This window comes from Streptomyces sp. B8-7, from assembly GCF_058833805.1.
In genome coordinates this window covers 819,357-845,845 of sequence record NZ_JBYRRL010000005.1, presented here as the reverse complement: position 1 = coordinate 845,845, position 26,489 = coordinate 819,357, and the positions used below count along the sequence as shown (strand labels likewise).

The following is a 26,489-nucleotide window of genomic DNA, read 5'->3' as shown; positions in this document are numbered from 1 at the left end:
TGGACACTTCCGCCCCCACCGCCATGCGGTACCGTCCCCACCCAACGCATCTCAGAGGAAACTCACTCGATCGAGTGAGCTGCGTTGGCCGTGGGGGACGAGTCGACCGCGCAATCTCAAGATCTTCAGGTGCCCGAGGGGCCCGAGGATCCTGACGGACCTCATGACCGAGGAAGGCCAGAACATGGGACGCCACCGCCGCTCCGCCGCCGGCCGCGCCACGCAGGGCCATGCCACCGGGAGCACCTCGCAGAGCGGTTCCGCCGCAGGCCGCACCCCGCGACAGTCCTCCGCAGGCGGTCACGGCGCGCCGGGCATCGCGCCCTATCTGAACCCCGAGGCGTATGCCGAGGTGTACGCGAGAAGCACGGCGTACCTCTACGCCACCGAAGCAATCGACGCAATCGACGCAATCGACGCAGCCTATGCGCCCGGTGCGGCCTTCCACGCGACGGACGCGACCGCGGCCGGCCCCGCCACCCCCGGGTGGGCGCCGCCGCGGTCCTCCGGGCACGGCGGCGCCGGCACCGCCGTCCTTCCGGTCCCGCCCTCCTCCGGCGAGGCTCTCGTCCCGCGACAGGCGGGCGGTCGCCGCGCCTCCACGCACCGGGGCTCCCGGAAGAAGGCCCCCGCGCCGGTGCGTTCCGGTCTGCTCGGGGTGTCCGCGGCGGTCGCACTCGGCGCGGTCGCGGTCACCACCGGCCTGGTGCCGGGCGTCGACACCTACCGGCTCGGCGGCAGCAGCCCCGACCAGGTGGAGTCCGCGCCCCGGCCCGGCAACCTGGAGACCCAGCAGGGCGGTACGTCCGGCCCCGCCGCCGGTGACCGGTCAGGGCAGCCCCCTGCGGCCCCGGGCGGCAGCCGCACGCCGGCCTCCGCCGGCCCGTCCGCGTCCGCCTCGCCGTCACCGGCCGGGACTCCGACCGCGACGGAGCCGGGACCGTCATCGGAGTCGGCGCCGGAGAGCGCTCCGGCCACCCCCTCCGAGGAGTCGGCCGCACCCGCGGCGCCGGCACCGGGCCCGTCCGGGACGCCCACGAGGACGCCGACCGCGCCGGCCCGCGAGGTGACGGTGTCCGCGGAGGCGGCCGCCGAGGCGGAGGTGCTGCGCCTGGTCAACGTGGAGCGGCGGAGCGCCGGCTGCACGCCGCTGGCCGCGAACAGCGCGCTGGCCGCGCTGGCCCGCGACTTCAGCGAGGACATGGCCGGGCGCGGCTTCTTCGACCACACCGACCCGGACGGCGCCAGCCCCTGGGACCGTGCCGACCTGAGCGGCGTCAGCGGCCTCGGCGGCGAGAACATAGCCCGCGGCCAGGCCGACGCCGCGGCCGTCATGGAAGCCTGGATGAACAGCCCCGGCCACCGGGCCAACATCCTGAACTGCGACTTCAAGACCCTGGGCGTAGGCGTCCACTACGCCGACGGCGGCCCGTGGTGGACCCAGGACTTCGGCTACTGAGGAACCCGCAGGTCAGCGACCTATGAGGTCCCCTGGGCCGTGTCGGGGCCGTCGTCCGCCACGGCGCCGCGCCCGTGGACCGCGTCCGCGGCGGCCCGAGTGCGGGTCGCGGTGGTCGGCATCTCAGGTGGGTGCAGGTCCGCAGGGTGAGGCCCGGATCACGGTGTCCGAGGTACTCGCTCGGGGCCTCGATGCTCTCCCCGGCGTCCAGCAGGACCGACGCGTAGAAGTGCCGCAGCGCGTGCCGTTGTCCCGCCCCGAAGACTCACCGGCAACCCGAAGGGCGGGGCGTCACTGCCGGTCGTTGAAGCGGTTGCGGTTGAGGGGAAGGCCCTCAGGGCTGTGGAAGATCAGCTCTTCCCGTGACGGCGGGCCGTCCAGGGTCCGCCAGGGCAAGGTCACCTCATCAAGCCCCGGCTGCGCTCCGCTCCGCCGGGCGAGCTCCCGGCTCCGCTGGGGCGCCGCTCCTGCCTCCGGCCCGCTCCGCCCGCGCTGCGCCGACGCGCGCCCACGTGTGGATAGGGTCGGTGGCCATGAGTCGATCACCGCACAGCGCGGCCCGCGGTCAAGACAATGCCTCCGGCGGGGGATCGGCCGGCACCGGGATGGAGGGGGCGCCGACTGCGGGCCCGTAGTGGCGTGCGCGGGGTGCTCCCATCCCGTCCACCGTCGCCCCAGGCAGAGCCGAGCAGACGCGGCCCATGGCATCCAGGTCGTTCGTGCGCTGGCGCGCTCCACCTGGACGCCTGAACCACGCTCGCCCCACGATGCGTGGGTCGGCGGCGGACGGGATGGGAGCCGTGGAGAGCGGTGGGTTGAGCAGGACGGAGTCGGCACGCAGCTTGATGGTGAATACGCCCGATGACCTGTCGTATCGTTCCTCGGCATCGTGTGAACAAGGGGAGGGGCCATGAGCAGAGCCATTGGGCGAAGGCACCTGGCAGTTATGGCTTTGGTGACCATCGGCATGACGGCTTGTGGCGGTCAGCGTGGTGGAGACGCCCCGACGACGAAGACGACTGCCAGCCGGGACTCGGCACAGAATGCGCGTGTGTTGTCTCAGCAGCAGCTTGAAGACGCCGTCGTGGACGCGCATGACCTTCCCGGGGTTCAGGTGGAAGAGATTGGGGCGGGCACGAGCGGCGTCGGCAGTGGCGTCATTCATGCCGCACGCCGTACCGACACCGACCCTTCCTTGTGCACGCCGGTCAGTGCTGCAGTCGACGGGGCCAGCGGTTACACCCCGGTCGGCAGCGTGCAGCGCATCGCAGGCAGGAAGGGCCACTCTGCGATCCTCACCCTGGTGTCGTACCGCTCAGCGGACGCCGCTCAGGCGATCAACGATCTTCGCACGGCCTTGAAGTCCTGCAAGGGGTACACAGCAGGCCCCATGAAGGCGACCTACGAAGACATCGAAGCCACCGACGGCCCACCGAAGGGCGACGACGGGATCGCCTTCCAGCTCAAGCTGGTCATCGAACCCGGTGCGGATGAGTTGAAGCTCCCCGTGAGCGTGATCGTCATACGCCAAGGTTCCACGCTGGCGATCTACAAGGCGACTTCCGACGGTCCCGCAACGTCGGCGAGCATCCCAAGCGATCTCGTCAGTGCCCAATCGAAGGCGCTGGACACCGTCGTCCAAGCCACTCCGTAGTCCTGCCCTGTCCGACAGCTAATCCGCAGGTCACAGCATTGGCCGCGCCGGAGGCCGCAGGCCGGCGAGGCACTGCCTCATTCTTCGGCTACTGACCCGGCCCCCGTCCCCGAGGGGTGCATCGGTCATCGGTGCCTTCGAGGGCCGGGGTGTCCGCGGGGTGGCGCTGTACGCTCGACGGCATGACGGTCCCGTCCCAGGACGTCCGCTACGACGTCTTCGCCAAGGCCTGCCCCTCGCGCCGCACGCTGGAGCATGTCACCGGCCGCTGGGGCGCGCTCACGCTGGGCGCGCTGTCGGAGGGCTCGCTGCGCTTCGGTGAGCTGCGCCGGAGGGTGGACGGGGTCAGCGAGAAGATGCTGGCCCAGACGCTGCACGCGCTGGAGCGCGACGGGCTGGTCCACCGTGCGGCCCAGCCGGTGGTCCCGCCCCGGGTGGACTACGCGCTGACTCCGCTGGGCCGGGAGGTCGCGTCGCGGCTGCTGGGGCTGATCCAGTGCGTGGAGGGGCGGATGGACGAGGTCGTGGCCGCCCGGGAGCGCTACGACGCCAGCCGCGGCGGCCGCTGACAGCGCGGGCAGAAGTAGCTGGACCGGTTCATCCACGGCCGTCGCCGCATCGGTGTGCCGCACCGCTTGCAGGGCAGCCCCTCACGGCCGTACGCGTCGAGCGAGCGGTCGAAGTAGCCGGACTCCCCGTTGACGTTGACGTAGAGGCTGTCGAAGCTGGTGCCGCCGACGGAGAGGGCGGCGTTCATCACGTCCCGGACGTGACCGAGGAGTCCGAGGGTGCGGGGGCGGGTGAGGCCCGCGGTCGGGCGGTCGTAGTGCAGGCGGGAGCGCCAGAGCGCCTCGTCGGCGTAGATGTTGCCGACGCCGCTGATCAGGGACTGGTCCAGCAGGGCCCGCTTGACGGTGGTCCGCTTGCGGCGCAGTGCCCGGTGGAAGGCCTCGTCGTCGAACAGCGGGTCGAGGGGGTCGCGGGCGATGTGGCCGATGACGTCGGGCAGGCCGTCCTCGGTGGTGTCGTGCAGCGAGAGCCCGCCGAAGGTGCGCTGGTCGACGAAGCGGAGTTCGGTGCCGAGGCCGTCGGCGAACCGGACGCGGATGCGCAGGTGCCTCTCGTCGGGCGCCTCGTGCGGCTGGACCAGGAGCTGGCCGCTCATACCGAGGTGGGCGAGGACCGCCTGGCCGGTGTCCTCCAGCGGCAGCCACAGGTACTTGCCGCGACGGCACGGTACGCCGACGCGGTGGCCCTTGAGACGGTGGGCGAAGTCGTCGGGACCGGCCGTGTGGCGGCGTACGGCGCGCGGGTGCAGCACCTCGGCGTCGGCCACGGCCCGGTGGGCGACCCAGCGTTCCAGGCCGCGGCGGACGACCTCGACCTCGGGCAACTCGGGCATGGCTCCCCCGGTGTCTCGCGGGTGGACGGGCCGAGCGCCCGCATCCCCGGGGAGTGCGGGCGCTCGGCGCGTGGTGTGTGGTTCAGGCGGAGGCCTTCGGAGCGTCGGCGCCGCCGTCGGCCGTCGCCCGGGCGGCGGCCTCGGCCCGCTCGTCGGCGTCGGCCCGGATGGCCCGCCAGGCGGACTCCGCGGCCTGCTGCTCCGCCTCCTTCTTGCTGCGGCCGGTGCCGGTGCCGTACGAGACGCCTCCGACGCGGGCAGCAGCAGTGAAGGTCTTCTCGTGGTCGGGGCCGGTCTCCGTGACCAGGTACTCGGGCACGCCGAGGCCTTCGGTCGCGGTGAGCTCCTGGAGGGAGGTCTTCCAGTCCAGGCCGGCTCCGAGGTTGGAGGACTTCTCGATCAGCGGGTCGAACAGGCGGTGCACCAGCTCCGCCGCCGAGTCCAGGCCCTGGTCGAGGTAGACCGCGCCGATCACCGCTTCGAGGGTGTCGGCGAGGATGGACGCCTTGTCCCGGCCACCCGTGCCCTCTTCACCGCGGCCGAGCCGGATGAAGGAGCCGAGGTCGAGCGTGCGTCCCACGTCCGCCAGCGCGCGCGAGTTGACCACCGCGGCCCGCAGTTTGGCCAGCTGGCCTTCAGGCAGGTCGGGGTGGGTGCGGTACAGCGTGTCCGTGACGACGAGGCCGAGCACGGAGTCCCCGAGGAACTCCAGCCGCTCGTTCGTCGGCAGACCGCCGTTCTCGTACGCGTAGGAACGGTGGGTCAGCGCTCGCACCAGAAGGGCGGACTCGACCTGGTAGCCGAGCCGCCCTTCCAGAAGCGTGTGGGACGAGGCCTGGTGGTCCGCTGCGTTCTTCTTCGGCGTGGACACAGTGCCTCTCACCAGCCGCTCAGACCGCGAGGACCTGGCGCTTGTTGTAGGTGCCGCAAGACGGGCACGCGATGTGCTGCTGCTTGGGCTCGTGGCAGCGCTCGCACGCGACCAGGGTGGGGACCGCAGCCTTCCACTGCGACCGGCGGTGGCGCGTGTTGCTGCGCGACATCTTCCGCTTCGGAACAGCCACGGCTACTTCTCCTGCTTCTCGTCGGCGCGTGCTGAGGGAAGCGCGCCGCCGCTCATCTCGTCCTTATCGCCGGCTTCGACTGAATCGGCGAATCCCTGCAGTGCCGCCCAACGGATGTCGACGGCGTCGTGGTGGTGGTCCGGGTCGTCCGCGAGGCGTGCTCCGCAGTCGGAGCACAGCCCCGGGCAGTCGTCCCGGCACACCGGCTGCATCGGCAGTGCGAGCACCACCGCATCGCGCAGCACGGTTTCGAGGTCGAACAGGCCGTCCTCGATGAAGAGGGTGTCCTCGTCCTCCTCGGCATCCGCGGCGGTGTCGTCGGCCGGGGCTTTCGCCCGGCCCCGCTCGTCGGCCTCGGGGTACGAGAACATCTCCTGGAACTCCGCTTCGACGTCGAGCTGAAGCGGCTCCAGACACCTTACGCACTCCCCCTGGGCCCGTGCACGGGCGGTGCCTGTGACGAGCACCCCTTCCATGACCGACTCCAGGCGGAGGTCGAGCTCCACCGGGGCGCCTTCCGGCACTCCGATGACTCCCCCGATCCCGAGGTCCTTGGGGGCGTCGATCGTGCGGGTCAGCCGCTGCAGCGCGCCAGGACGCCGCCCCAGCTCGTGCGTGTCGAACACGAGGGGGTTGCGGTGGTCGAGGCGGGCTTTGGAGGCCATTCCTGCTATCGATCTTCCAGCTCAGAGGGACGCCGCCCCTGATGTGTCCGGGCAGCGTGGATCGCGGACGTACGCGCGACCGAACAGCCAGGATACTGGACCTTTCGCTGTCGGCCCAATCCGGTGGTCGGGTCTACTGCCCCCGGCCCTGCTCGTACGCCCTGAGCTGTTCGGCGCTGATCATGCTGGTGTCGAAGAGGCTGGTCTCGTCGAGCGCGTAGCCCTGCTGGGGCTGCTGGGACTCGTAGCCCTGCTGAGGCTGCTGAGCCTGCTGAGGCTGCTGAGCCTGCTGGGGCTGCTGGTGCTCGTAGCCCTGCTGGGGCTCGTAGGCGGGCTGCTCGGAGCCGTAGGCCGGGTAGGCGGCGTACGGGTCGGCCTGGGCGGCCTGCTGGTAGCCGTACGGGTCCTGCTGCGGGTAGCCGGCGTAGGCGTCGCTCTGCTGCTGGTAGCCGTAGGCCGGCTGGGGCTGGGGCTCGTACCCGGGGCGTGCGGGCTGCCCGGCCGGGCCGTCCTGCTCGGCGAGGGCGGCGAGATCGGCGAGGTAGTCGGCGTCGCTGGAGTGCTGGAGGGTGCTGGTGTCGTCGGCGAGCGCGCCGAGGTCGTCGGTGGCGATCCGGCCGTGCAGCTTCTGCCGGCCACGGCCGACGGCCTGCAGGGTCTTGGCGAGGACCGCCTCGAAGGCGCCCAGTTTGGTGTCGACGTAGGCGTCGGCGTCGCGGCGCAGCGTCTCGGGGTCGTGGCTGCGCTCGGGGGCGTCGTCCTCCTCGGCGTCCGCCGCGTCCTCGGGGTGCGCGTAGCCGTGCTCCCCGGAGGCCGGCCCGGTGCCGAGGAGCTTCTCGCGCCCGCGGCCGACGGAGCCGAGCGTCTTGGTGAGGACGACCTCGAAGTTGGCCAGCTTGGAGTCGACGTAGTCGTCGGCCTCGGCGCGGATCTCGTCGGCCTCCTGGCGGGCCTCGGCGAGGATGCGGTCGGCCTCGGCCTGGGAGCGGCGGGCGATCTCCGTGTCGGAGACCAGGGAGCCGCGCTGGGCGTGGGCGTGCTCGATGATCCGCTCGGCCTCCTGGCGGGCCCGCTCGACCATCTGCTCGCGCCCGCCGATCAGTTCCTGGGCCTGGGCGAGGGAGTCGGGCAGCGCGGCCCGCACCTCGTCGAGCATCGAGAGCAGGTCGGCGCGGTTGACCACGCACGAGGCCGACATGGGCATCGACCGGGCACTGGAGACCGCGGCGACGATCTCGTCGAGCTTCTTCTGCACGTCCACCGTGTGCTCGCCACTCTCTACAGCTGTGTTGGAGACGGACGGGACGACTGTAGCCCCATCACGTGTCGCGCAGGCGCCTGTTCAGGGCCTCCAGGACGAGCGGGGGTACCAGGTGGGAGACGTCGCCGCCCCAGGTCGCGACCTCCTTGACCAGGGAGGAGGACAGGAAGCTGTAGGTGGGGTTGGTGGGCACGAACAGGGTCTCCACACCGGACAGCCCGTTGTTCATCTGCGCCATCTGGAGCTCGTAGTCGAAGTCGCTGACGGCCCGCAGACCCTTGACGATGGCGGGGATGTCGCGCTGCTTGCAGAAGTCCACGAGGAGACCGTGGAAGGCCTCGACCCGGACGTTCCCGTACTCGGCGGTGACCTGGCGGATCAGGTCGATCCGCTCCTCGATCTCGAACAGGCCCTTCTTGGCCTTGTTGATCATCACCGCGACGTACACCTCGTCATAGAGGCGGGAGGCACGGGAGATGATGTCGAGGTGTCCGTTGGTGATCGGGTCGAACGACCCGGGACAGACGGCGCGGCGCACTGGTGATCCCTCGCTCTCCGGTCCGGTCATCGTGCGTCTTCGCACGTAGAGGCGGCGCGACCGTACCAAAACGTGCCCTCGCCGTAGCGGCGGGCCCGTAGCGGCTCGAAGCCCTGCGGCCAACGGAATTCGCCCCCTCTGGTGCTGCGCTCCACGGTGACGAGCGCATCCGGCGTGAGCCAGCCCTCCGAGCGGAGTGTGAGGAGAATCTCCCGAAGATCGTCGTCCGTCACGGCGTACGGCGGGTCGAGGAAGACGATCTCGTACGGCTGCGGGGGCGGGGTTCTGACGACCTGTTCGGCCTTGCCGGACCTGACCTCGGCGCCGGGGAGGCCGAGGGCGCGGACGTTCTCCCGGACGACGCGGGCCGCCCGCGCGTCGGCCTCCACCAGGAGGGTGTGGCCCGCGCCGCGGGAGAGCGCCTCCAGGCCGACCGCGCCGGAGCCGGCGTACAGGTCGAGGACACGCTCGCCGTCGAGCGGGCCGCCGAGGAGGGACTGCCAGGTGGAGAAGAGACCCTCGCGTGCGCGGTCTGAGGTCGGGCGGGTGCCGGTGCCGGGCGGGACGGCCAGGCGGCGGCCGCCGGCCGCGCCGGCGATTACGCGGGTCATCTTCGGTCCTCGGTGGTGGATGGCTGTGGGTTCAGTGTGGCGGGTCGCGCGGCTCCCCGCGCCCGTGCGGCGCCTCGGCCGCGCCGCCGCGCCGCTGCGCCGCGGCCGGCGCCGGGCGGACCGGGACATCGGCGGGCTCGCCCGGGCGGTCCCGCGGCGGGGGCTCCGGGGTCGGGCCGGTGCGGCGCGCGGGCGCTCACCCCTTGTCCAGGTACTGCTCGCGCTCGGCGTCCAGCAGCGCCTCCAGCGCCGTCCGCAGCGCGGGCAGACCGGTCAGCTCCGGGTCGGCGGCGACCACCGCGGCGGCCTCCTCGCGCGCCTCGGCGATGATCTCCTCGTCCTCGATGACGGCGAGGACCCGCAGGGAGGATCGGGCCCCGGACTGCGCCTGGCCGAGGACGTCGCCCTCACGGCGCTGTTCGAGGTCGATACGGGAGAGCTCGAAGCCGTCGAGGGTGGCGGCGACCGCGGCGAGGCGGGCACGCGCCGGGGCGGCCTCGGGCATCTCGGTGACCAGCAGGCACAGGCCGGGCGCGGAGCCCCGGCCGACGCGGCCGCGCAGCTGGTGGAGCTGGGAGACGCCGAACCGGTCCGCGTCCATGATCACCATGGCGGTGGCGTTGGGGACGTTGACGCCGACCTCGATGACGGTCGTGGCGACGAGGACGTCGGTGTCGCCCGCGGCGAAGCGGCGCATCACCGCGTCCTTGTCGTCGGGGTGCATCCTGCCGTGCAGCACCTCCACCCGCAGGCCCTGCAGCGGGCCCGCGGCCAGTTGGCCGGCCACGTCGAGCACGGCCAGCGGCGGCCGCTTCGCGGCGTCCTCCCCGGCGGCGGGGCCCGCCTTGCCCGGGCCGCCGTCCGGCTCGTCGGCGTCGTCGCCGATGCGCGGGCAGACCACGTACGCCTGATGGCCGGCGGCCGCCTCCTCGCGCACCCGCTCCCAGGCGCGGGCGAGGAAGTGCGGCTTGTCGGCTGCGGGGACGACATGGCTGGCGATCGGGGAGCGTCCGGCCGGCAACTGGTCGAGGACCGAGGTGTCCAGGTCACCGAAGACGGTCATGGCGACCGTGCGCGGGATCGGCGTGGCCGTCATCACCAGAAGGTGCGGCGTCCGCCTCTCCCCCGGGGAGTCGCCCTTGCCGCGCAGGGCGTCGCGCTGCTCGACGCCGAAGCGGTGCTGCTCGTCGACGACGACCAGCCCCAGGTCGTGGAAGCGGACCCGGTCCTCGATCAGCGCGTGGGTGCCGATCACGATCCCGGCATCCCCGGACACCAGGTCCAGCAGGGCCTGCCGACGGGCGGCCGCCCCCATGGAGCCGGTCAGCAGGACCACCCGGGTGGCGTGCTCGGCACCGCCCAGCATCCCGCCCTCGGCCAGGTCGCCCATCATCTCGACGACGGACCGGTGATGCTGCTGGGCCAGCACCTCGGTGGGGGCGAGGAGAGCTGCCTGGCCGCCCGCGTCGACCACGGCGAGCATGGCGCGCAGCGCCACCATGGTGTTGTGCGTCACGGTGAAGTGGTCGGTGACGTAGGCGCGGTCCGGGTGGGCGACGCTGATGCACTGCACCGGCTTGCGCCCCACGTGCTCGACGGCTTCGATGCGGCGCCGGAGGCCGTCCGGTGCGGCCCGCGGGCGCAGGAGCCGGGCCTTGCCGGGCAGCCGGAACGGCGGGTGGCCGGGCGGCAGCTCCACACCGGTCACTCCGGCTCCGTCGGCCGTGGCCCGGACTCGGGCGCTGCCGCCCAGCGACCGCACCAGCCAGGCGACGTCCCCGGCCAGCCGGAGCGACGCCGACCGCAGCGAGACGCCGGTGCCGCCGAGGGCGCTGCCTGCGGTGTCGGCGGCGCCGTCAGCGGTGTCGGCGGCGCCGCCGGTGTGGACCGTGCCGCCGGTGTCCAGGAGCCCCTGGAGCAGTGCGTGCCGGTTCTTCACCGAGGTGTGCTTGTACCGCTCGGGCACGAACACGCCGTGGGCCGGCACGCCCCGCAGACCGAGATCGTGAAGGGCCTCACCGACGGGGTCCCGCTCCGCGGCCGCGGGCCGCGCCGCGCCCGGCACGGCGCCGTACCGCGGCCCGGCCGCCGGTGCCCCGCCGCCCGGGCGGGCGATGCCGGGCGCGACCGCCGCGACCGCCGCGCCCGCCTCGGCCTCTGCGACCGCCGCGGCCTCTACGGCCTCTACGGCCTCTACGGCCTCTACGGCCTCTACAGCCTCTACGGCCTCCCCGGCTGAAGACCACGCCGGCCCGTCGGGAAGCCGGCCGCCGGCCAGCAGGGCGCCGAGCGCATAGGGGTCCAGCGGCAGGGGCGGGGCGCCCCCCAGGTCGACGGGGACGGCGACGGGGACCGACCACTTCGGGGAGCCGTCGGGCGCGACGAGATCGCCCCGGATCTCCCTGGTGGTCATGACGCGGTCGGGGCCGTCGGGCCGCCCCGCCCGGCCCGCGCCGACGATCCAGAGGTGCTCGTCGTCGCACTCCACGGAGCTGCCGTCGGACAGCACCAGGCGCCAGACGTCCCGCTCGCCCTGGGGGAAGACGCCGTCGACGGGCGCGGTCCCCCCGCTCGGCACCACGACCTCGTCGCCGGGACCGATGTCCCCCATGCGCCGGAAGCCGGACGGCGTGAGCACCAGCGCGTCCAGGGGCTGGGCCTTGCCGGAGCCCACTTCGCCCTGGAGCAGGCGGTGCATGGGGTGCTCGGCGGCGAGGTCGCGGAAGATCTCCCCGGAGACCCGCTGCTGGCCCTCGGTGAGGGTGAACGGCAGGCGGTCGTCGAAGGCGGCCAGGAGGCCGTCCGGCTTCGCTCTGCGGGCGGCCGCCGGAAGCAGGGTGTCGGCGTGCCGGCGCCGGGCCAGGGCGACCTGCAGGACGAAGGCCTCGTCCCACTTCAGACGGGCTCGGGCGGCCTCCAGGTCGGCCCTCGTCCGGGGGCGGTGGATCTTGAGCAGGGCCTCCGGGAGGGAGACCAGCCCGCGGCCCTCGCGGAGGCTGTCGGGAAGCGGGTCGGCGGCCTCCAGGGCGCTGGGCAGGACGGTCTGGACGGCCTTGCCGATCTTCCAGGACTCCAGCTTGGCGGTGGCGGGGTAGAGCGGGATCAGGGCGCCGGCCCAGCTCTCCACCGTCTCCTCGCCCTCCTCGCCGTCGCCGCGCAGCAGCTCGTAGGCCGGGTGCGCGAGCTGGAGCCTGCGGTTGAAGACGGAGACCTTGCCCGCGAACATCGCGCGTGTGCCCGGGAGCAGCTCCTTGTGCGGTTTGTGCACACCGTTGCCGAAGAACACCAGCTGGAGGCGGCCGCTGCCGTCGGTGATCGTCACTTCCAGGCGCTGCCCCTTTCCGCGCGGGGCCCTCGCGGAGGCGAAGCTGTGCAGCCGGGCGTCGGCCACCTGGGCGACCACGGTGACGTGCTCGTCCATGGGGAGGTCGGCCAGGTGGGTCAGCTGGCCGCGCTCCTCGTACCGGCGCGGGTAGTGGTGCAGGAGGTCGCCGACGGTGTGCAGGCCGAGGTGCTCGGCCATCACCTTCGCGGTGGCGGGGCCGAGCACCTTCTTCAGTGGTTCGTCCAGTGCGGGCACGAGATCCATTGCACACCACGGCACCGACAACGCCGCACACGCCGCGGGAAACCTCTGGCCGGACGGCTCGTCACGGCTCGCGGGCGGCGGCCGCGCGGCCCCGCGCGGGGAGCGGCCCGAGCACTGCGTGCGTCCCCGGCGCGGCGGGCGGCCGCGGCCTGGCGGGCGGCCGCCGGCCGGGCCGGCCGACGGCTCCGCCGGGATGCGGCAGGCCCGTCGTGGCCGGGGGCGGCGTCACTCCACGCCGATGAGCAGCAGGGCGCCCTGCCGACCGCCCCGGTAGACCACCGTGTCGACGGCGAGGTAGGCCTCCCGCACCCGCGCGTCCAGGCGGTCGGCGATGTCGTCGGGCGCGCCGTCACCGAGGACCAGGGTGACCAGTTCGCCGCCGGCCGCGAGCATGCGGTCCAGGACGGCCCGAGCGGTGTCGGCCGTGTCGGAGCCGATCACCGCGACGTCGCCGTCGATCAGCCCGAGCACGTCCCCGGCCTGGCAGATCCCCGCGGTGGTCCAGGACTCGTGCTCGGCGACGGTGACCTCGGCGTAGCGGGTCGCGCCCGCCGCCGAGGTCATGGCCACGACGTCCTCGTCGAAGCGGCGGTCCGGCTCGTGCACGGCGAGCGCGGCGATGCCCTGCACCGCGGACCGCGTCGGGATGAGCGCCACCCTGATGCCCTCCGCCCGGGCCTGTTCGGCGGCCGCCGCGGCGGTGTGGCGCAGTTCGGCGTCGTTGGGCAGCAGGACCACCTCGCGCGCGTGGGCGCGCCGTACGGCCTGCACGAGCTCTCCGCTGGCGGGCGGCTCCCCGGGCCGGGCGAGCACGGTGGTGGCGCCGGCCTCGCCGTACAGTCCGGCCAGTCCCGCGCCGGGTACGACGGCGACGACGGCGCGCTCGGCACGCTCGCGGGGCGGGCGCTCCTCGCGCGTGGTGTGGACGTCGCCGAGCCCGAAGTGGGTGATGCGGATGCGGTAGGGCCGCCCGGCCTCCACGCCCGCCTCGACGGCGGCACCGGCGTCGTCGACGTGCACATGGACGTTCCACAGTCCGTCGCCGCCGACCACGACCAGTGAGTCCCCCAGCAGGTCCAGCCGCTGCCGCAGCCGCTCCACGGCCGCGTCGCCGGCCTCCAGCAGGTAGATCACCTCGAAGGCGGGCCCGTCGTCGGCCCCACCGCCGTCCGCGCAGGACGCGCCCTCGGCAGCCGGCCCGCCGAGGGCGGACGGCCCGCCCTCGGCGGGGGCGGCCGCGCCGCCGGGCACCACGCCTCGCGCGGACGGCGCGGCCTCGGTGGACAGCACGCTCGCGCCGGACGCCGCGCCCGCGGCGGGCGTCGTCGCCGGTCCGGCGCCGGGGGCCTGTCCGGTGAGCGTCTCCGTGAGCGCGCCGAGCACGGCCACGAGGCCGCGCCCGCCGGCGTCCACCACTCCGGCCCGCGCCAGGACCGCGAGCTGGGCCGGCGTCGCGGCGAGTGCGGCGCGGGCGCCCTCGTAGGCCGCGCGGGCCACCCGGCGGCAGTCACCCCCGGCCTCCCCGGCCGCGCTCTCGGCCGCGTCCGCGGCCGCGGAGGCGACGGTCAGCACGGTCCCCTCGACGGGGTGGGCGACGGCCCGGCGGGCGGAGTCGGCGGCGTGCCGCAGAGCCCGTCCGAGCCCCGGCCCGTCGGTCCGGGGTGCCGCATCGTCCTCGTCCTCGGCGAGCACCTGGGCCATGCCGCGCAGCAGCTGGGCCAGGATGGTGCCGGAGTTCCCGCGCGCCCCGATGAGCGCGCCGTGCGCCATCGCGTGCAGGGCGTCACCGAGCGAGGGGCTCGCCGGGTTCTCACGGCCGGCGGCGTGCCCGTCGAAGACGGCCTCGACCGCCGCGGCGGCGGACTCGACGGTCAGGTAGAGGTTCGTCCCGGTGTCCCCGTCCGCGACGGGGTACACGTTGATCGCGTCGATCTCCTCGCGCGCGTGCCCCAGCGCTCGCAGCGCCAGGCCGCACCAGGTGCGCACCGCGGGAGCATCGAGGAATGTCTGCGGCCCCTGCGCCACCTGCGCCTCCCTGGGATGCTGGACGTGGACGCAGCGTAGACCCCCGGCCGGTCCAGGCCTGCTGAGGGCTGCGGCCGGGCCCCTGAGCTGCCATGGTAGTTTCGTTGTACGGACGCAGTCGTTGTATGCTGCTCCGGTTGCCCGATCCACATCGGGCTCTCCCCCTGGCAACGCCACTCAGATCCCTGATCCTGATCCCGGCATGCCGGGATCAACCGTAAGTGCATCTGAAGTCTTTGGAGTGACCCGTGGCTGCCAACTGCGACGTCTGCGGCAAGGGGCCGGGCTTCGGCAACAACATCTCGCACTCGCACCGCCGTACGCCCCGCCGCTGGAACCCGAACATCCAGCGTGTGCGTACCGTGGTCGGCGGGACGCCGAAGCGCGTGAACGCCTGCACCTCGTGCATCAAGGCCGGCAAGGTCTCGCGCTGACGCTCAGCTGAGCGCGCGGCCACGCCGGTTCGCTGCACCGAGCCGGTCCACCTCCGGGTGGGCCGGCTTTCTGCCGTTCCCGGACGGCCGGCGACGGTGGCCGTTCCCCCGTATCCGGGCGGCCTCCGTCCCGGGTCCGTACGGCGGGTCCGTACGCCGTGTCCGTACGGCGGGTCCGTCGAGTCCGCACCGGCCTGCGCCGCCGTGCCCGGACGGTGGCTCCCACAGCCCCGTACGGCACGTGCCACCGTCTCAGCACGGCGCCGGGCCCACCGCTTCGCGCGGCGGCAGCCGCCGCGGTGCGGCGGACGCCGGCCGCGGCGGCGGCCGCCGTCGCCCGGCCGCACCGCCGCGCGGGGCGTCCGCCGCCGCCCCACGGCGCCCACCGCGTGCTCCGTACGTGGTCGGCGTGGCTCAGGCCCTGAAGCGCCAGCCGTGGTCCACCGGGCCGATACCGGAGCCGAGGGGGAATCCGGCGGCGATGGCACCCGTGACATAGGTCTTGGCCGCCGCGACCGCGTCCGGCACGTCCTGCCCCTTCGCCAGACCCGACGCGATCGCCGAGGCGAGCGTGCAGCCCGTGCCGTGGGTGTGCCGGTTGTCGTACCGGGGCGCCCGCAGCCAGTGCTCCGCCGAGCCGTCGGTGAGCAGGTCCACCGCCTGGTCCGCCGCCCGGTCCACCGCCCGCTCCGTGCCCGTCCGGCCGTCGCGGGCACGGCCGGGGCCCGTCGGCAGGTGCCCGCCCTTGATCAGGGCCCAGCGCGGCCCGAACTCCAGCACGGCCGCGGCGGCCCGGCGCAGATCGTCCTCCGACGTGACGCGCACGCCGGTGAGTTGGGCCACCTCGTCGAGGTTGGGGGTGGCCACGGTGGCCGCCGGCAGCAGCAGGGTGCGGACGGCGTCCAGTGCGGAGGCGGCCAGCAGCGGGTCGCCGTGCTTGGAGACGCCGACCGGGTCCACCACGGCCGGCGCGTCCGTCCCGGCGATCAACTCGGCGACGGCCTCGACCAGTCCGGCCGAGGCGAGCATGCCGGTCTTCACGGCCTGGACGCCGATGTCGTCGACGACGCTGCGGTACTGGGCCCGCACCGCCTCCACCGGCAGCTCCCAGGCTCCCTGCACGCCGAGCGAGTTCTGCGCGGTCACCGCGGTGAGCACGCTCATCCCGTGCACGCCGTGCGCGAGCATCGTCTTCAGGTCCGCCTGGACGCCGGCACCGCCGCCGGAGTCGGAGCCGGCCACCGTGAGCACGCGGGGGATCACGACTCGGCGTCCCCGAAGTGGTCCCAGCCGCCCTGGCGGGTCCACGGCGCCCCGTCGACGGTCACCTGCGGCAGCGCGGACGGGTTGAGCACCTCGCCGATGACCTTCCAGCGGGCGGGCAGCTTCACGTCCGGCGGGAACGTCGCCACGATCGCGTGGTCCTCTCCCCCGGTGAGCACCCACTGCATGGGGTCGACGCCGACGGCCTGGCCGATGTCGTTCATCTGGGTGGGGATGTCGATCGCGCCGGAACGGATGTCGATGCGGACCTTGCTGGCCTCGGCGATGTGCCCGAGGTCGGCGATCAGGCCGTCGCTCACGTCGCACATCGCGGTCGCGCCGAGCCCCGCCGCCGCCGGGCCCGCGTGGTACGGCGGTTCGGGGCGCCGGTGGGCCTCCACGAAGGCGCGCGGCGAACGGAAGCCGCGGGAGAGCACCGCGTAGCCGGCGGCGGACCAGCCGAGCCAGCCGGTGACCGCGACGAGGTCGCCGGGCTGGGCACCGGCCCGGGTGACGGGCTCCTGGTTGCGCAGGTCGCCCAGCGCGGTGATCGACACGGTGATCGTGTCTCCGCGCACGACGTCCCCGCCCACCACGGAGGCCCCCGCGACCTGGCACTCGTCGCGCAGGCCGTCCATCAGCTCGCTCGGCCAGGTGACCGCGAGTTCGGCGGGGACGACGAGGCCGAGCAGCAGGGCGGTCGGCACGGCGCCCATGGCGGCGATGTCCGCGAGGTTCTGGGCGGCCGCCTTGCGGCCCACGTCGTAGGCGGTGGACCAGTCGCGGCGGAAGTGGCGGCCCTCCAGGAGGATGTCGGTGCTGGCGACGACCCTGCGGTCGGGTGCGGCCACCACCGCCGCGTCGTCTCCGGGACCGACGCGGACCGCCGGGGTGGTGGTGAGTCGGGAGGTGAGCTCCCTGATGAGCCCGAACTCGCCGAGCTCGCCGACAGTGCCCTTCATCGGCCTATCGCCCCTTCTGTCCCTGTACAGGCCCGGTCGCGAGCCATCCGTGTCCTCGCTACGGTCGAGTCGACCGTCGTGTTCCGTCCCGCCCGCACTCCGGCGCGCCGCCTCGGGTACCCGCAGGTCTCCCCGCGACGAGCGGCGACGCGATACCGTGGCGTTCCTTTTCCCCACATGATCCTCGTGGCCGCCCTGGAGGTTCCGTGGTACAGGCGTACATCCTGATCCAGACGGAGGTCGGCAAGGCGTCGACCGTCGCCGAGACCATCAGCAAGATTCCTGGTGTCATCCAGGCCGAGGACGTGACGGGTCCGTACGACGTCATCGTGCGCGCCCAGTCCGACACCGTCGACGACCTGGGTCGCATGGTGGTCGCCAAAGTCCAGCAAGTGGACGGCATCACCCGCACCCTGACCTGCCCGGTCGTCCATCTGTAGCCCCCGTCTACCCTTGGCTGGTGCGCTCTTTCCGTCACCGGCCGATCGGTCTGCCGGCACTCGCCCTGCTGCTGGCCGCCGCGGGCTGCTCCCCGGGGGGCGGCAGCGCGTCCGCGGCGGTTCCCAGCCCGGACGCGAAGGCCGCCGGGCTGTGCCGGGACCTGGACGAGGTGCTGCCGGCCGAGGTGGGCGGCGAGCGCCGGGCCGATCCCGAGCCGGCGTCGGTGCTGACCGCGGGCTGGGGGGACGACCCGGCGATCATACTGCGGTGCGGGGTGCCGCGGCCCCCGAAGATGGTCTCCCCCGAGGTGGCCGAGGGACGTGACCCGGACGCGGTGCCGGGCGGGGTGGAGGGGGTCGACTGGCTGATGGAGAAGCGGGATGCGGGCGCGTACCGCTTCACCACCGCCAACCGGGAGGCCTACGTCGAGGTCACCGTGGCCCGCGGCGTGGACAGCGCGCCCGTCCTGGTCGACCTGGCACCCGCGGTGCGCGGGGCCGTCCCGGAGCGCACCGCCTACTGAGGGCGCTCCGGCCGGCGCGGCGCACCGGCGGGCGGCCCGGCGCGGGCCCCCCGGCCGGCGGGCGGTCCGGCTCCTCCCGGGCTCTTCGCGCCGGTCGGTACCGGCCCGCGGCCTGCCGGCGGTCCGGCCGGGGGCCCCGTGACCGACGGCTGGTTCAGCGCAGGCCCGTCGGCCGGCGCAGCGCGGCCTGGATCAGCCGGTCCACCAGTTCCGGGTACGCGACCCCGGACGCCTGCCACATCTGCGGGTACATCGAGATGGGCGTGAAGCCGGGCATCGTGTTGATCTCGTTGATGACGAACCCGCCGTCCGGGGTGAGGAAGAAGTCCGCACGGACCAGTCCCTCGCACGAGGCGGCCTCGAAGGCGTCCACCGCGAGGCGCCGCACCTCGGCGGTCTCCTCGGGGGTGAGGGGGGCGGGGACGACGCCGGGCGTGGAGTCGATGTACTTGGCGTCGAAGTCGTAGTACGCGTGGGCGTCCGGCGGGGGGATCTCGGCGGGCACCGACGCCCGGGGGCCGTCCTCGAACTCCAGGACGCCGCACTCGATCTCGCGGCCCCGTACGGCGGCCTCGACGAGGATCTTGGGGTCGTGGCGCTGTGCCTCGGCGATCGCCTCGTCCAGGCCGGAGAGGTCGTCGACCTTGGTGATGCCGATCGACGAGCCCGCCCGCGCGGGCTTCACGAACAGCGGCCAGCCGTGCTCGCCGGCGAAGTCGACGATCTTCTTGCGGGCGGCTGCCTCGTCCTGCGCCCACTCGCGGGGGCGGATCACGGTGTACGGGCCGACCGTGAGGCCGAAGGAGGTGAAGACGCGCTTCATGTACTCCTTGTCCTGGCCGACGGCGGAGGAGAGCACGCCCGAGCCGACGTAGGGGACGCCGGAGAGCTCCAGGAGGCCCTGGAGGGTGCCGTCCTCGCCGTAGGGGCCGTGCAGGACGGGGAAGACCACGTCGACGTCACCGAGGGCCTTGGGCACCGACCCGGGCTCGCTGTAGACGACTTCGCGGCTGGCGGGGTCGACGGGCAGCACGACGGCGCCCTCGCCGGACTCGGCCAGTTCGTCGACGCTCGGGGTGCGGCGGTCGGTGATCGCCATGCGCTCGGGTTCGTCGGCGGTCAGCGCCCACCGGCCGTCCCGGGTGATGCCGATCGGCAGGACCTCGTACCGGGTGCGGTCGATCGCCTTGAGGACGGCGCCGGCGGTGACCACGGAGATCCCGTGCTCGGAGCTGCGCCCGCCGAACACGACGGCCACCCGCGGCTTGCGGGGAGCCCGCTCGGGGGTCTGGGGGAGGTTCTCGGTGCTCATATCGCGTTGAGCGTACCCGCTGGTACCGCCTTCGTCAGTGCCGCCGGGCGGGCGGGCGCCCGGCGTCGCACGGACGGGTCGCCCGCCGCCGCACCGGCCCGTCGCGCGGACGGCCGCGAGGCGGCCGGTGCGCAGGGGTGCGGCCGGTGCGCAGGGGTGCGGCCGGTGCGGCGGCACGGCCCGGGACCGCCGCCTCACCGGGAACCGGCGCCCCGACGCGGCCGTGGGAACGCCCGCCCACCGCGCGGACGGTGCCGCGGGGCCGCGGCGGGTAGGCGCCACCAGGCGCGGCCGCGCCGCACGGCACGGTCGGCCGCGCGGGGCGGCCGGTGCCCCGTGCGGGCGACGCGTGGGCGTGCGGGCGAGGGGTGGGCGTGCGGGTGAGGGGTGGCCGCAGGGGCGACGGATGGCCGTGCGGCCGGTCCGGCACGGGCGGCGGGCGGCCTCCCCCCGCACGGCCGGCCGGGCCGGGCTCAGCGGCGCTCGGCCTTGGCGCTGCGCGACATGAGTTCCTTGAGGGCGACCACCGGCGGCTTGCCCTCGTGGACGATGCCGACGACCGTCTCGGTGATGGGCATGTCGACGCCGTGCCGGCGGGCCAGATCGAGCACGGACTCGCAGGACTTCACGCCCTCGGCGGTCTGCCGGGTCACCGCGATGGTCTCCTGGAGGGTCATGCCCTTGCCGAGGTTGGTGCCGAAGGTGTGGTTGCGGGACAGCGGCGAGGAGCAGGTGGCCACCAGGTCGCCCAGGCCGGCGAGCCCGGAGAAGGTGAGCGGGTCGGCGCCCATGGCGAGGCCCAGCCGGGTGGTCTCGGCGAGGCCGCGGGTGATCAGCGAGCCCTTGGCGTTGTCCCCGAGGCCCATGCCGTCGGCGATGCCCACGGCGAGCCCGATGACGTTCTTCACCGCACCGCCCAGCTCGCAGCCGACCACGTCGGTGTTGGTGTACGGGCGGAAGTAGGGGGTGTGGCAGGCGGCCTGGAGCCGCCGGGCGACGGCCTCGTCGGCGCACGCGACCACGGACGCGGCGGGCATCCGCGCGGCGATCTCCCGGGCCAGGTTGGGACCGGTGACGACGGCGATGCGCTCCGGGCCCACCTTGGTCACGTCGTCGACGACCTCGCTCATCCGCATCGTGGTGCCGAGTTCGACGCCCTTCATGAGGGAGACGAGCACCGTGCCGGGGGCCAGCAGCGGCGTCCACGCGGCGAGGTTCTGCCGCAGGGTCTGCGAGGGCACGGACAGCACGGTGAAGTCGGCGCCGGCGGCGGCCTCGGCGGGGTCCGTGGTGGCCCGCACGTGCGACGGGAGGTCCACACCCGGCAGGTAGTCCGGGTTGGTCCCGGTGGAGTTGATCGCCTCGACGACCTCGGGCCGCCGGGCCCACAGGGTGACCTCGCAGCCCGCGTCGGCGAGCACCGCGCCGAAGGCGGTGCCCCACGAACCGGCGCTGAGGACCGCCGCCTTGACCGGCGCTGCCGCCTCGCTCACGTGCCCTGCCCTTCCGCCTGCCGGTCCTGGTTCTGCGCCTGGGTGCGGCGCCGCTGCTCGATCCGCTCGCGCCGCGGGTCGTAGGGCGTGTCCGGTGCCTTCTCGCCGCGGATCTCCTCCAGCAGCCGGGTGATCGCGGACATGATCTCCTCGGTGGCCTCCTTGAGCAGGTCCGCGGTCATCTCCCGGTCGTAGAACCGGGAGAGGTCCACCGGCGGTCCGGCCAGCACGCGGTGCGTCTTGCGGGGCAGCAGCCGGGGCTTCTTGGCGTAGGGCGGCAGCAGTTCGTTGCAGCCCCACTGGGCCACGGGGAGCACCGGGCACTTCGTCTGCAGGGCGACCCGGGCGGCGCCCGTCTTGCCGGTCATGGGCCAGCCGTCGGGGTCGCGGGTGAGGGTGCCCTCGGGGTAGAAGGCGACGCACTCGCCGCGCTCCACCGCGTCGATGGCGGCACGGAAGGCGCTCAGGGCGTCGGTGCTCTCGCGGTAGACCGGGATCTGCCCGGTGCCGCGCATCGCGGCACCGACCAGCCCCTTCTTGAAAAGGCCGCTCTTCGCGAGGAATCGCGGCACCCGTCCCGTGTTGTACTGATAGTGGGCGTATCCGAGGGGGTCGACGTGCGAATTGTGGTTCACCACGGTGATGAATCCGCCCTCGGCCGGAATGTTCTCCATTCCACGCCAGTCCCGCTTGAGCAGAACCACCAGCGGCGGTTTGCAGATCACCGCGGCGAAGCGGTACCAGAAGCCGATTCTGCGGCGCGGCACGCGAGCACCTTCCTCTAGGGCCTGGGGGGCCGCACAAGTGTCGCCCCAGGTCGCCGGTCTGTCGAGAACACCGTACGCCCCGTCGGCCGGAGCACCGGATGGGCCGGGTGACAATGACCGGGACTAGAGAGGGACACACACGCGTGCAGTGGACGTTGGTCATTCCCCTGAAACCCCTGGCGCAGGCCAAGAGCCGGCTCTCGGACACCGCCGGGGACGGGGTGCGGCCGGGGCTCGCGCTCGCGTTCGCGCAGGACACGGTGGCGGCCGCGCTGGCGTGTACGGCGGTGCGGGGTGTGGCAGTCGTCACGGACGACCGTCTGGCGGCACGGGAGCTGGCCCTGCTGGGGGCGCGCATCGTGCCCGACGAGCCGCAGGGGGGCCTGAACGCCGCGCTGGCGCACGCGGGGACGGTCGTGCGCTCTTCGCGCCCCGAAAGCCCGCTGGCGGCCCTCAACGCGGATCTGCCGGCGCTTCGCCCGGTGGAATTGGAGCGGGTCCTGGACGCGGCGGCGGAATTCCCGCGCGCTTTCCTGGCGGACGCCGCGGGAATCGGTACGACGCTTCTCTCGGCGGTTCCGGGCCGGGATCTGCTTCCGGCGTTCGGCCCCGGTTCGCGGGCCCGGCACCGCGCCTCGGGCGCCGCGGAACTCGCGCCACGCGGGGTGGAGTCCGTACGTCAGGACGTGGACACGGGGGTCGACCTGCGGGCGGCTCTGGCCCTGGGGGTGGGTCCCCGGACGGCCGCGGCGGCCGCGCGGCTGCCGGCCCCCGGGCAGTAGGCTGCGGCCATGCAGGCGACCGCGTACACGTACGACGCCGAGACGCGCAGCGGACAGGTGCTGCTCGACGACGGCACCCCCGTCCCGTTCGGCACGGCCGCGTTCGACGCGGGCGGACTGCGGCTGCTGCGCCCGGGTCAGCGGGTACGGATCGAGACGGAGGGCGAGGGCGCGTCCCGCCGGATCACTCTGATCACCCTGATCACCCTGCAGACTCCCTGATTCCTTCGGGCCACCCCGGCGGCGACCGCCGGAGCCCCGGCCGCGCGCCGCCCTCGGGACCGGACGGCGCCCCGCTCGGCCCGGAGCAGCGCCGGGTCCGTGAGGTCGGAGCGGTTGCGGGCCTCCGCCCCGGGCACCCGCCGCTCTCCCCCTCGCGCGGCGCTACGCCGCGGCCGCGGAAGCCGGGGCGAGCCGGCCGGCCCTTCCGGCCGGAGCACCGGACGGGCTCTTCACGCGTCCCGCACCGTACGGGCCGCGGACACCGCTCCGTGCGGCGCCGTGCGACGCGCTCCGTGCGAGGTCCCGCCCGGGGCCCCCCGCGACGACCTGCGGCGCCCACGGAGCGCTGGGCACGGTGCCCGCCCGGCCTTCGGGACAGGAGCGGAACCGGCGGAGACCGGGCGACAGGGCGACAGGGCGACAGGGCGACAGGGCGACAGGGCGACAGGGCGCAGCAGACCGCACGCGGCATGCCGCAGGCCGCGCCTGCCGGGATCCCGCGGCATCGGAACCAGAGCCGGGGCTTCCTCCCCTGCGGCCGGCTCCCGGCGCGGTGAACACCCGGTTCACACGGCATGCACGAGGCCTTCCGCCGGAGGTCGCGCCCCCGGCGGTGCGGTGCCGGGGGCGGGGAGGGGCGGGAGCGGCCGGGAACGCCGCGGGCCGGGCTCCCGTGGGAGTCCGGCCCGGCGCGTGCGTGCCCTGTGCCGCCGCCTACTTGCGGGCGGTGGTCTTCTTGGCGGTGGTCTTGCGCGCGGTCGACTTCTTCGCGGGCGCCTTCTTGGCGGTGGCCTTCTTCGCCGGAGCCTTCTTGGCGGTGGCCTTCTTCGCCGTGGCGGTGGCCTTCTTGGCGGTGGTCTTCTTCGCCGCCGTCGCGGTCTTCTTGGCGGTGGTCTTCTTCGCCGGAGCCTTCTTCGCCACGGTCTTCTTGGCGGTCGTCTTCTTGGCGGCGGCCTTCTTCGCCGCGGCCTTCTTGGCGGTCGTCTTCTTGGCGGCGGCCTTCTTCACCGTCGCGGCGGCGCCGCCGGTGAGGCTGCCCTTGGGAGCCTTCTTCACGGCGACCTCGCCGCCACGCGGCAGCTTCTTCGAGCCGCTGACCAGGTCCTTGAAGCCCTGACCTGCGCGGAAGCGCGGGACGGAGGTCTTCTTGACCCGAACCCGCTCGCCCGTCTGGGGATTGCGGGCGTAGCGGGCGGGACGCTCGACCTTCTCGAACGACCCGAAGCCGGTGACCGAGACCCGGTCGCCGGCGACGACTGCGCGGACGATGGCGTCCAGGACCGCGTCGACAGCATCGGCGGCCTGCTGGCGGCCGCCCATCTTGTCGGCAATCGCTTCTACGAGCTGCGCCTTGTTCACGTCTTCCCCTTCGGAGACATCGCCAGAACGAAAGTGTTCAAGCTTTTTCGCACGTTAGGCAGATATATACCGCAAATCAAACACGAAACGGGCTTATCACCCTTGTGCCGCAACGGACTCGGCCGCACCTGGCGTGCTCAGCGGTTCTCTTCGGGCAGTCGACCCTCGTCGAGGTCCGCGGTGAACCGCTCCAGGCGCCTTGCCGCATCGGCGAGATCGTGCTTGGCCGCGGCCGTAATGACCAGCAGCTTCCGGGTCAGCGCCATCCGTACGCCCTCCGGGACTTGCAGTGCGCGCACTCTTGTGTGCGCTTCCTTGAGTTGGTCCGCGACCGCCGCATAGAGCTCAAGTTGGCCGTCGTGTTCCATGCACAGATTGTGCCATCTGGGGCGAGTTGTCGCCTGCCCGGGGGGCAACTCGTGCCCTGCCGGGCGGCTCGAACTCCTCGTGCGAGCGCGGTCCGACAGCTCGTGTACCCCGGCAATCAGGCCCGTAACCAGCGAAGTTGACCGGGCGGGCGGCGGTGCGCACGGCCGTACGGGTGTGAAAACAGCCGTACCCCCGATCGGGGTGATCGGGGGTACGGCGGGGGCTGCGGGTGGCCTGAATTCGACCCCGCGGAGGGGGTGCGCGTCAGACCTGGAGGGTGCGGGGCTTGTGGGCGGGGCGCTCCGCCTCGTACGCGGCGATGTCGCCCTCGTTCTGGAGGGTGAGGGAGATGTCGTCCAGACCGTTCAGCAGCCGCCAGCGGGAGTTCTCGTCCAGCTCGAAGGGGGCGGTGAGGTCTTGGGCGCGCACCTCGCGGTTCTCCAGGTCGACCGTGATCCCGACCGAGGGGTCGCGCTCGGTCAGCTCCCACAGCGCGTCCACGGTCGACTGCTCCAGAACCACCGTGAGCAGGCCGTTCTTGAGCGAGTTACCGCGGAAGATGTCGGCGAAGCGGGCCGAGATCACGGCCTTGAAGCCGTAGTTCTGCAGGGCCCAGACGGCGTGCTCGCGCGAGGAGCCGGTACCGAAGTCGGGTCCGGCGACCAGTACGGTCGCGCCCTGCCGCTCGGGCCGGTTGAGGACGAACTCGGGGTCCTTGCGCCAGGCCTCGAACAGTCCGTCCTCGAAGCCGTCCCGGGTCACCTTCTTGAGCCAGTGAGCAGGGATGATCTGGTCGGTGTCGACGTTGGAGCGGCGCAGCGGGACGGCCCGCCCGGTGTGCGTGGTGAATGCTTCCATGGCTGATCAGACTCCAGCGGGCGTACGAGCGTCGGACAGGTCGGCCGGGGCGGCCAGGTGGCCCAGGACCGCCGTGGCGGCCGCGACCTGCGGCGACACCAGGTGGGTGCGGCCGCCCTTGCCCTGCCGGCCCTCGAAGTTGCGGTTGGAGGTGGAGGCCGAGCGCTCGCCGGGGGCGAGCTGGTCGGGGTTCATACCCAGGCACATCGAGCAGCCCGCGTGCCGCCACTCGGCGCCGGCCTCCTTGAAGACGACGTCCAGTCCCTCGGAGACGGCCTGCAGCCCCACCCGCGCGGAGCCGGGGACGACCAGCATCCGTACGCCGTCGGCGACTTTGCGGCCGCGGAGGATATCGGCGGCGGCGCGCAGGTCCTCGATGCGGCCGTTGGTGCAGGAGCCTACGAAGACGGTGTCCACCTTGATGGAACGCAGCGGCTGGCCGGCGTCCAACCCCATGTACTCCAGGGCCTTTTCGGCGGCCAGTCGCTCCGAAGCGTCTTCGTACGAAGCCGGGTCGGGGACGGACGCCGAAAGCGGGGCGCCCTGCCCCGGGTTGGTGCCCCAGGTGACGAACGGGGACAGCTCGGCGGCCTCGATGACGACCTCGGCGTCGAACCGGGCGTCCTCGTCGGTGCGCAGCGTCTTCCAGTAGGCGACGGCGGCGTCCCAGTCGGCGCCCTCGGGGGCGTGCGGGCGGCCCTGGAGGTAGGCGAAGGTGGTCTCGTCGGGGGCGATCATGCCCGCGCGGGCGCCGGCCTCGATCGACATGTTGCAGATGGTCATGCGGGCCTCCATCGAGAGCTTCTCGATGGCCTCGCCGCGGTACTCCAGGACGTACCCCTGGCCACCGCCGGTGCCGATCCGGGCGATGATCGCGAGGATCAGATCCTTGGCGGTGACGCCCTCGGGCAGCTCCCCGTTGACCGTGATCGCCATGGTGCGGGGGCGGGCCATCGGCAGCGTCTGGGTGGCCAGCACATGCTCGACCTGCGAGGTGCCGATACCGAACGCCAGCGCGCCGAAGGCGCCGTGTGTGGAGGTGTGGGAGTCGCCGCAGACGACGGTGGTGCCGGGCTGGGTCAGGCCCAGCTGGGGTCCCACCACGTGGACGACGCCCTGCTCCACGTCGCCCAGCGGGTGCAGGCGGACACCGAACTCGGCGCAGTTCTTGCGCAGCGTCTCCAGCTGGGCGCGGGAGACCGGGTCCGCGATGGGCTTGTCGATGTCGAGGGTCGGGGTGTTGTGGTCCTCGGTGGCGATGGTCAGGTCGAGCCGGCGCACGCCGCGGCCGCTCTTGCGGAGGCCGTCGAAGGCCTGCGGGCTGGTCACCTCGTGCAGCAGGTGCAGATCGATGTAGAGGAGGTCGGGCTCGCCCTCGGCGCGCCGGACGACATGGTCGTCCCAGACCTTCTCCGCGAGTGTCCTACCCATCGCTT

Annotated in this window: 26 protein-coding genes; 8 read left to right on the top strand and 18 right to left on the bottom strand. The window is 73.5% G+C overall.

Features of this window, described 5'->3' with window-relative positions; all coding sequences use genetic code 11:
* Positions 1 to 163 precede the first annotated feature (163 nt).
* The 3 genes from AC5K6T_RS27825 (at position 164) to AC5K6T_RS27815 (ending at position 3,682) form a co-directional block, all read left to right on the top strand.
* Positions 164 to 1,459, top strand: coding sequence for a CAP domain-containing protein (locus AC5K6T_RS27825; protein WP_493213294.1), 1,296 nt, complete (start codon positions 164 to 166; stop codon positions 1,457 to 1,459).
* Positions 1,460 to 2,510: 1,051 nt separating this feature from the next.
* Positions 2,511 to 3,113, top strand: coding sequence for a hypothetical protein (locus AC5K6T_RS27820; RefSeq protein WP_493213292.1), 603 nt, complete (start codon positions 2,511 to 2,513; stop codon positions 3,111 to 3,113).
* A gap of 182 nt (positions 3,114 to 3,295) precedes the next feature.
* Positions 3,296 to 3,682, top strand: a complete 387-nt coding sequence (locus AC5K6T_RS27815) for a winged helix-turn-helix transcriptional regulator (RefSeq protein WP_493213290.1) — start codon at positions 3,296 to 3,298, stop codon at positions 3,680 to 3,682.
* Here the strand turns inward: AC5K6T_RS27815 and mutM are convergent.
* The 9 genes from mutM to AC5K6T_RS27770 form a co-directional block, all read right to left on the bottom strand.
* The gene (mutM, locus tag AC5K6T_RS27810; RefSeq protein WP_493213289.1) at positions 3,655 to 4,515 is read right to left on the bottom strand and encodes a bifunctional DNA-formamidopyrimidine glycosylase/DNA-(apurinic or apyrimidinic site) lyase; all 861 of its coding nucleotides are present in this window, start codon (positions 4,513 to 4,515) and stop codon (positions 3,655 to 3,657) included. The two genes, AC5K6T_RS27815 and mutM, sit on opposite strands and share 28 nt — an antisense overlap.
* A gap of 82 nt (positions 4,516 to 4,597) precedes the next feature.
* Positions 4,598 to 5,386 (bottom strand): ribonuclease III, encoded by a 789-nt coding sequence (gene rnc / locus AC5K6T_RS27805; protein WP_493213288.1) that lies wholly within the window; start codon positions 5,384 to 5,386, stop codon positions 4,598 to 4,600.
* A 19-nt stretch (positions 5,387 to 5,405) separates the two neighbouring features.
* Positions 5,406 to 5,579, bottom strand: coding sequence for a 50S ribosomal protein L32 (gene rpmF, locus AC5K6T_RS27800; protein ID WP_099201005.1), 174 nt, complete (start codon positions 5,577 to 5,579; stop codon positions 5,406 to 5,408).
* 2 nt (positions 5,580 to 5,581) lie between these two features.
* Complete coding sequence (locus AC5K6T_RS27795; protein ID WP_493213285.1) at positions 5,582 to 6,244, bottom strand: YceD family protein; 663 nt, start codon at positions 6,242 to 6,244, stop codon at positions 5,582 to 5,584.
* A gap of 133 nt (positions 6,245 to 6,377) precedes the next feature.
* Positions 6,378 to 7,505: a F0F1 ATP synthase subunit B gene (locus AC5K6T_RS27790; RefSeq protein ID WP_493213283.1), complete on the bottom strand. Its 1,128-nt coding sequence runs from the start codon at positions 7,503 to 7,505 to the stop codon at positions 6,378 to 6,380.
* 58 nt (positions 7,506 to 7,563) lie between these two features.
* Positions 7,564 to 8,043, bottom strand: a complete 480-nt coding sequence (gene coaD / locus AC5K6T_RS27785) for a pantetheine-phosphate adenylyltransferase (protein WP_493213499.1) — start codon at positions 8,041 to 8,043, stop codon at positions 7,564 to 7,566.
* A 26-nt stretch (positions 8,044 to 8,069) separates the two neighbouring features.
* Entirely contained in the window at positions 8,070 to 8,783 is a 714-nt protein-coding gene (rsmD, locus tag AC5K6T_RS27780) for a 16S rRNA (guanine(966)-N(2))-methyltransferase RsmD (RefSeq protein WP_493213281.1), read from the bottom strand.
* Positions 8,784 to 8,850: 67 nt separating this feature from the next.
* Positions 8,851 to 12,243 carry a helicase-related protein gene (locus AC5K6T_RS27775; protein WP_493213279.1) on the bottom strand — a complete coding sequence of 1,131 codons (3,393 nt, stop codon included), beginning with the start codon at positions 12,241 to 12,243 and terminating at the stop codon, positions 8,851 to 8,853.
* Between the two features lie 225 nt (positions 12,244 to 12,468).
* On the bottom strand, positions 12,469 to 14,268 hold the full coding sequence (locus tag AC5K6T_RS27770; RefSeq protein ID WP_493213278.1) for a DAK2 domain-containing protein: 1,800 nt from the start codon (positions 14,266 to 14,268) through the stop codon (positions 12,469 to 12,471).
* Positions 14,269 to 14,516: 248 nt separating this feature from the next.
* Here AC5K6T_RS27770 and rpmB point away from each other — a divergent pair, with 248 nt between their 5' ends.
* Positions 14,517 to 14,702, top strand: coding sequence for a 50S ribosomal protein L28 (rpmB, locus tag AC5K6T_RS27765; RefSeq protein WP_004924906.1), 186 nt, complete (start codon positions 14,517 to 14,519; stop codon positions 14,700 to 14,702).
* 414 nt (positions 14,703 to 15,116) lie between these two features.
* Here the strand turns inward: rpmB and thiD are convergent, their stop codons facing one another.
* Together thiD and AC5K6T_RS27755 are read right to left on the bottom strand one after the other, a co-directional pair.
* Entirely contained in the window at positions 15,117 to 15,965 is an 849-nt protein-coding gene (gene thiD, locus AC5K6T_RS27760; protein ID WP_493213275.1) for a bifunctional hydroxymethylpyrimidine kinase/phosphomethylpyrimidine kinase, read from the bottom strand.
* Positions 15,962 to 16,927, bottom strand: a complete 966-nt coding sequence (locus tag AC5K6T_RS27755) for a thiamine-phosphate kinase (protein ID WP_493213274.1) — start codon at positions 16,925 to 16,927, stop codon at positions 15,962 to 15,964. The genes thiD and AC5K6T_RS27755 overlap by 4 nt, the downstream gene beginning before the upstream one ends.
* A 206-nt stretch (positions 16,928 to 17,133) precedes the next feature.
* Between AC5K6T_RS27755 and AC5K6T_RS27750 the strand changes: the two genes are divergently transcribed.
* Positions 17,134 to 17,367 carry an Lrp/AsnC family transcriptional regulator gene (locus tag AC5K6T_RS27750; protein WP_053137604.1) on the top strand — a complete coding sequence of 78 codons (234 nt, stop codon included), beginning with the start codon at positions 17,134 to 17,136 and terminating at the stop codon, positions 17,365 to 17,367.
* Positions 17,368 to 17,387: 20 nt separating this feature from the next.
* On the top strand, positions 17,388 to 17,891 hold the full coding sequence (locus AC5K6T_RS27745) for a DUF3515 domain-containing protein (protein ID WP_493213272.1): 504 nt from the start codon (positions 17,388 to 17,390) through the stop codon (positions 17,889 to 17,891).
* Between the two features lie 154 nt (positions 17,892 to 18,045).
* Here the strand turns inward: AC5K6T_RS27745 and AC5K6T_RS27740 are convergent, their stop codons facing one another.
* The 3 genes from AC5K6T_RS27740 to AC5K6T_RS27730 form a co-directional block, all read right to left on the bottom strand.
* Positions 18,046 to 19,203, bottom strand: a complete 1,158-nt coding sequence (locus tag AC5K6T_RS27740) for a D-alanine--D-alanine ligase family protein (protein ID WP_493213271.1) — start codon at positions 19,201 to 19,203, stop codon at positions 18,046 to 18,048.
* A 473-nt stretch (positions 19,204 to 19,676) separates the two neighbouring features.
* The gene (locus AC5K6T_RS27735) at positions 19,677 to 20,696 is read right to left on the bottom strand and encodes an NAD(P)H-dependent glycerol-3-phosphate dehydrogenase (protein WP_493213269.1); all 1,020 of its coding nucleotides are present in this window, start codon (positions 20,694 to 20,696) and stop codon (positions 19,677 to 19,679) included.
* The gene (locus AC5K6T_RS27730) at positions 20,693 to 21,463 is read right to left on the bottom strand and encodes a lysophospholipid acyltransferase family protein (RefSeq protein ID WP_493213267.1); all 771 of its coding nucleotides are present in this window, start codon (positions 21,461 to 21,463) and stop codon (positions 20,693 to 20,695) included. Before AC5K6T_RS27730 ends, AC5K6T_RS27735 begins: the two co-directional genes overlap by 4 nt.
* 143 nt (positions 21,464 to 21,606) lie before the next feature.
* On the opposite strand from AC5K6T_RS27730, the gene cofC reads away from it, so the two are divergent.
* Together cofC and AC5K6T_RS27720 are read left to right on the top strand one after the other, a co-directional pair.
* Entirely contained in the window at positions 21,607 to 22,245 is a 639-nt protein-coding gene (gene cofC, locus AC5K6T_RS27725; protein ID WP_493213265.1) for a 2-phospho-L-lactate guanylyltransferase, read from the top strand.
* Between the two features lie 9 nt (positions 22,246 to 22,254).
* Positions 22,255 to 22,467, top strand: a complete 213-nt coding sequence (locus AC5K6T_RS27720; RefSeq protein ID WP_493213264.1) for a hypothetical protein — start codon at positions 22,255 to 22,257, stop codon at positions 22,465 to 22,467.
* A 714-nt stretch (positions 22,468 to 23,181) separates the two neighbouring features.
* On the opposite strand, the gene AC5K6T_RS27715 is transcribed toward AC5K6T_RS27720, so the two are convergent.
* The 4 genes from AC5K6T_RS27715 to leuC form a co-directional block, all read right to left on the bottom strand.
* Positions 23,182 to 23,826: an HU family DNA-binding protein gene (locus tag AC5K6T_RS27715; protein ID WP_493213262.1), complete on the bottom strand. Its 645-nt coding sequence runs from the start codon at positions 23,824 to 23,826 to the stop codon at positions 23,182 to 23,184.
* Between the two features lie 137 nt (positions 23,827 to 23,963).
* Positions 23,964 to 24,194 (bottom strand): SCO5555 family protein, encoded by a 231-nt coding sequence (locus tag AC5K6T_RS27710; protein ID WP_493213260.1) that lies wholly within the window; start codon positions 24,192 to 24,194, stop codon positions 23,964 to 23,966.
* A 265-nt stretch (positions 24,195 to 24,459) separates the two neighbouring features.
* A complete protein-coding gene (leuD, locus tag AC5K6T_RS27705) occupies positions 24,460 to 25,053 on the bottom strand; it encodes a 3-isopropylmalate dehydratase small subunit (protein WP_493213258.1) in 594 nt (197 codons plus the stop codon).
* A gap of 6 nt (positions 25,054 to 25,059) precedes the next feature.
* Positions 25,060 to 26,484, bottom strand: a complete 1,425-nt coding sequence (leuC, locus tag AC5K6T_RS27700) for a 3-isopropylmalate dehydratase large subunit (RefSeq protein ID WP_493213256.1) — start codon at positions 26,482 to 26,484, stop codon at positions 25,060 to 25,062.
* Positions 26,485 to 26,489: the final 5 nt, after the last annotated feature.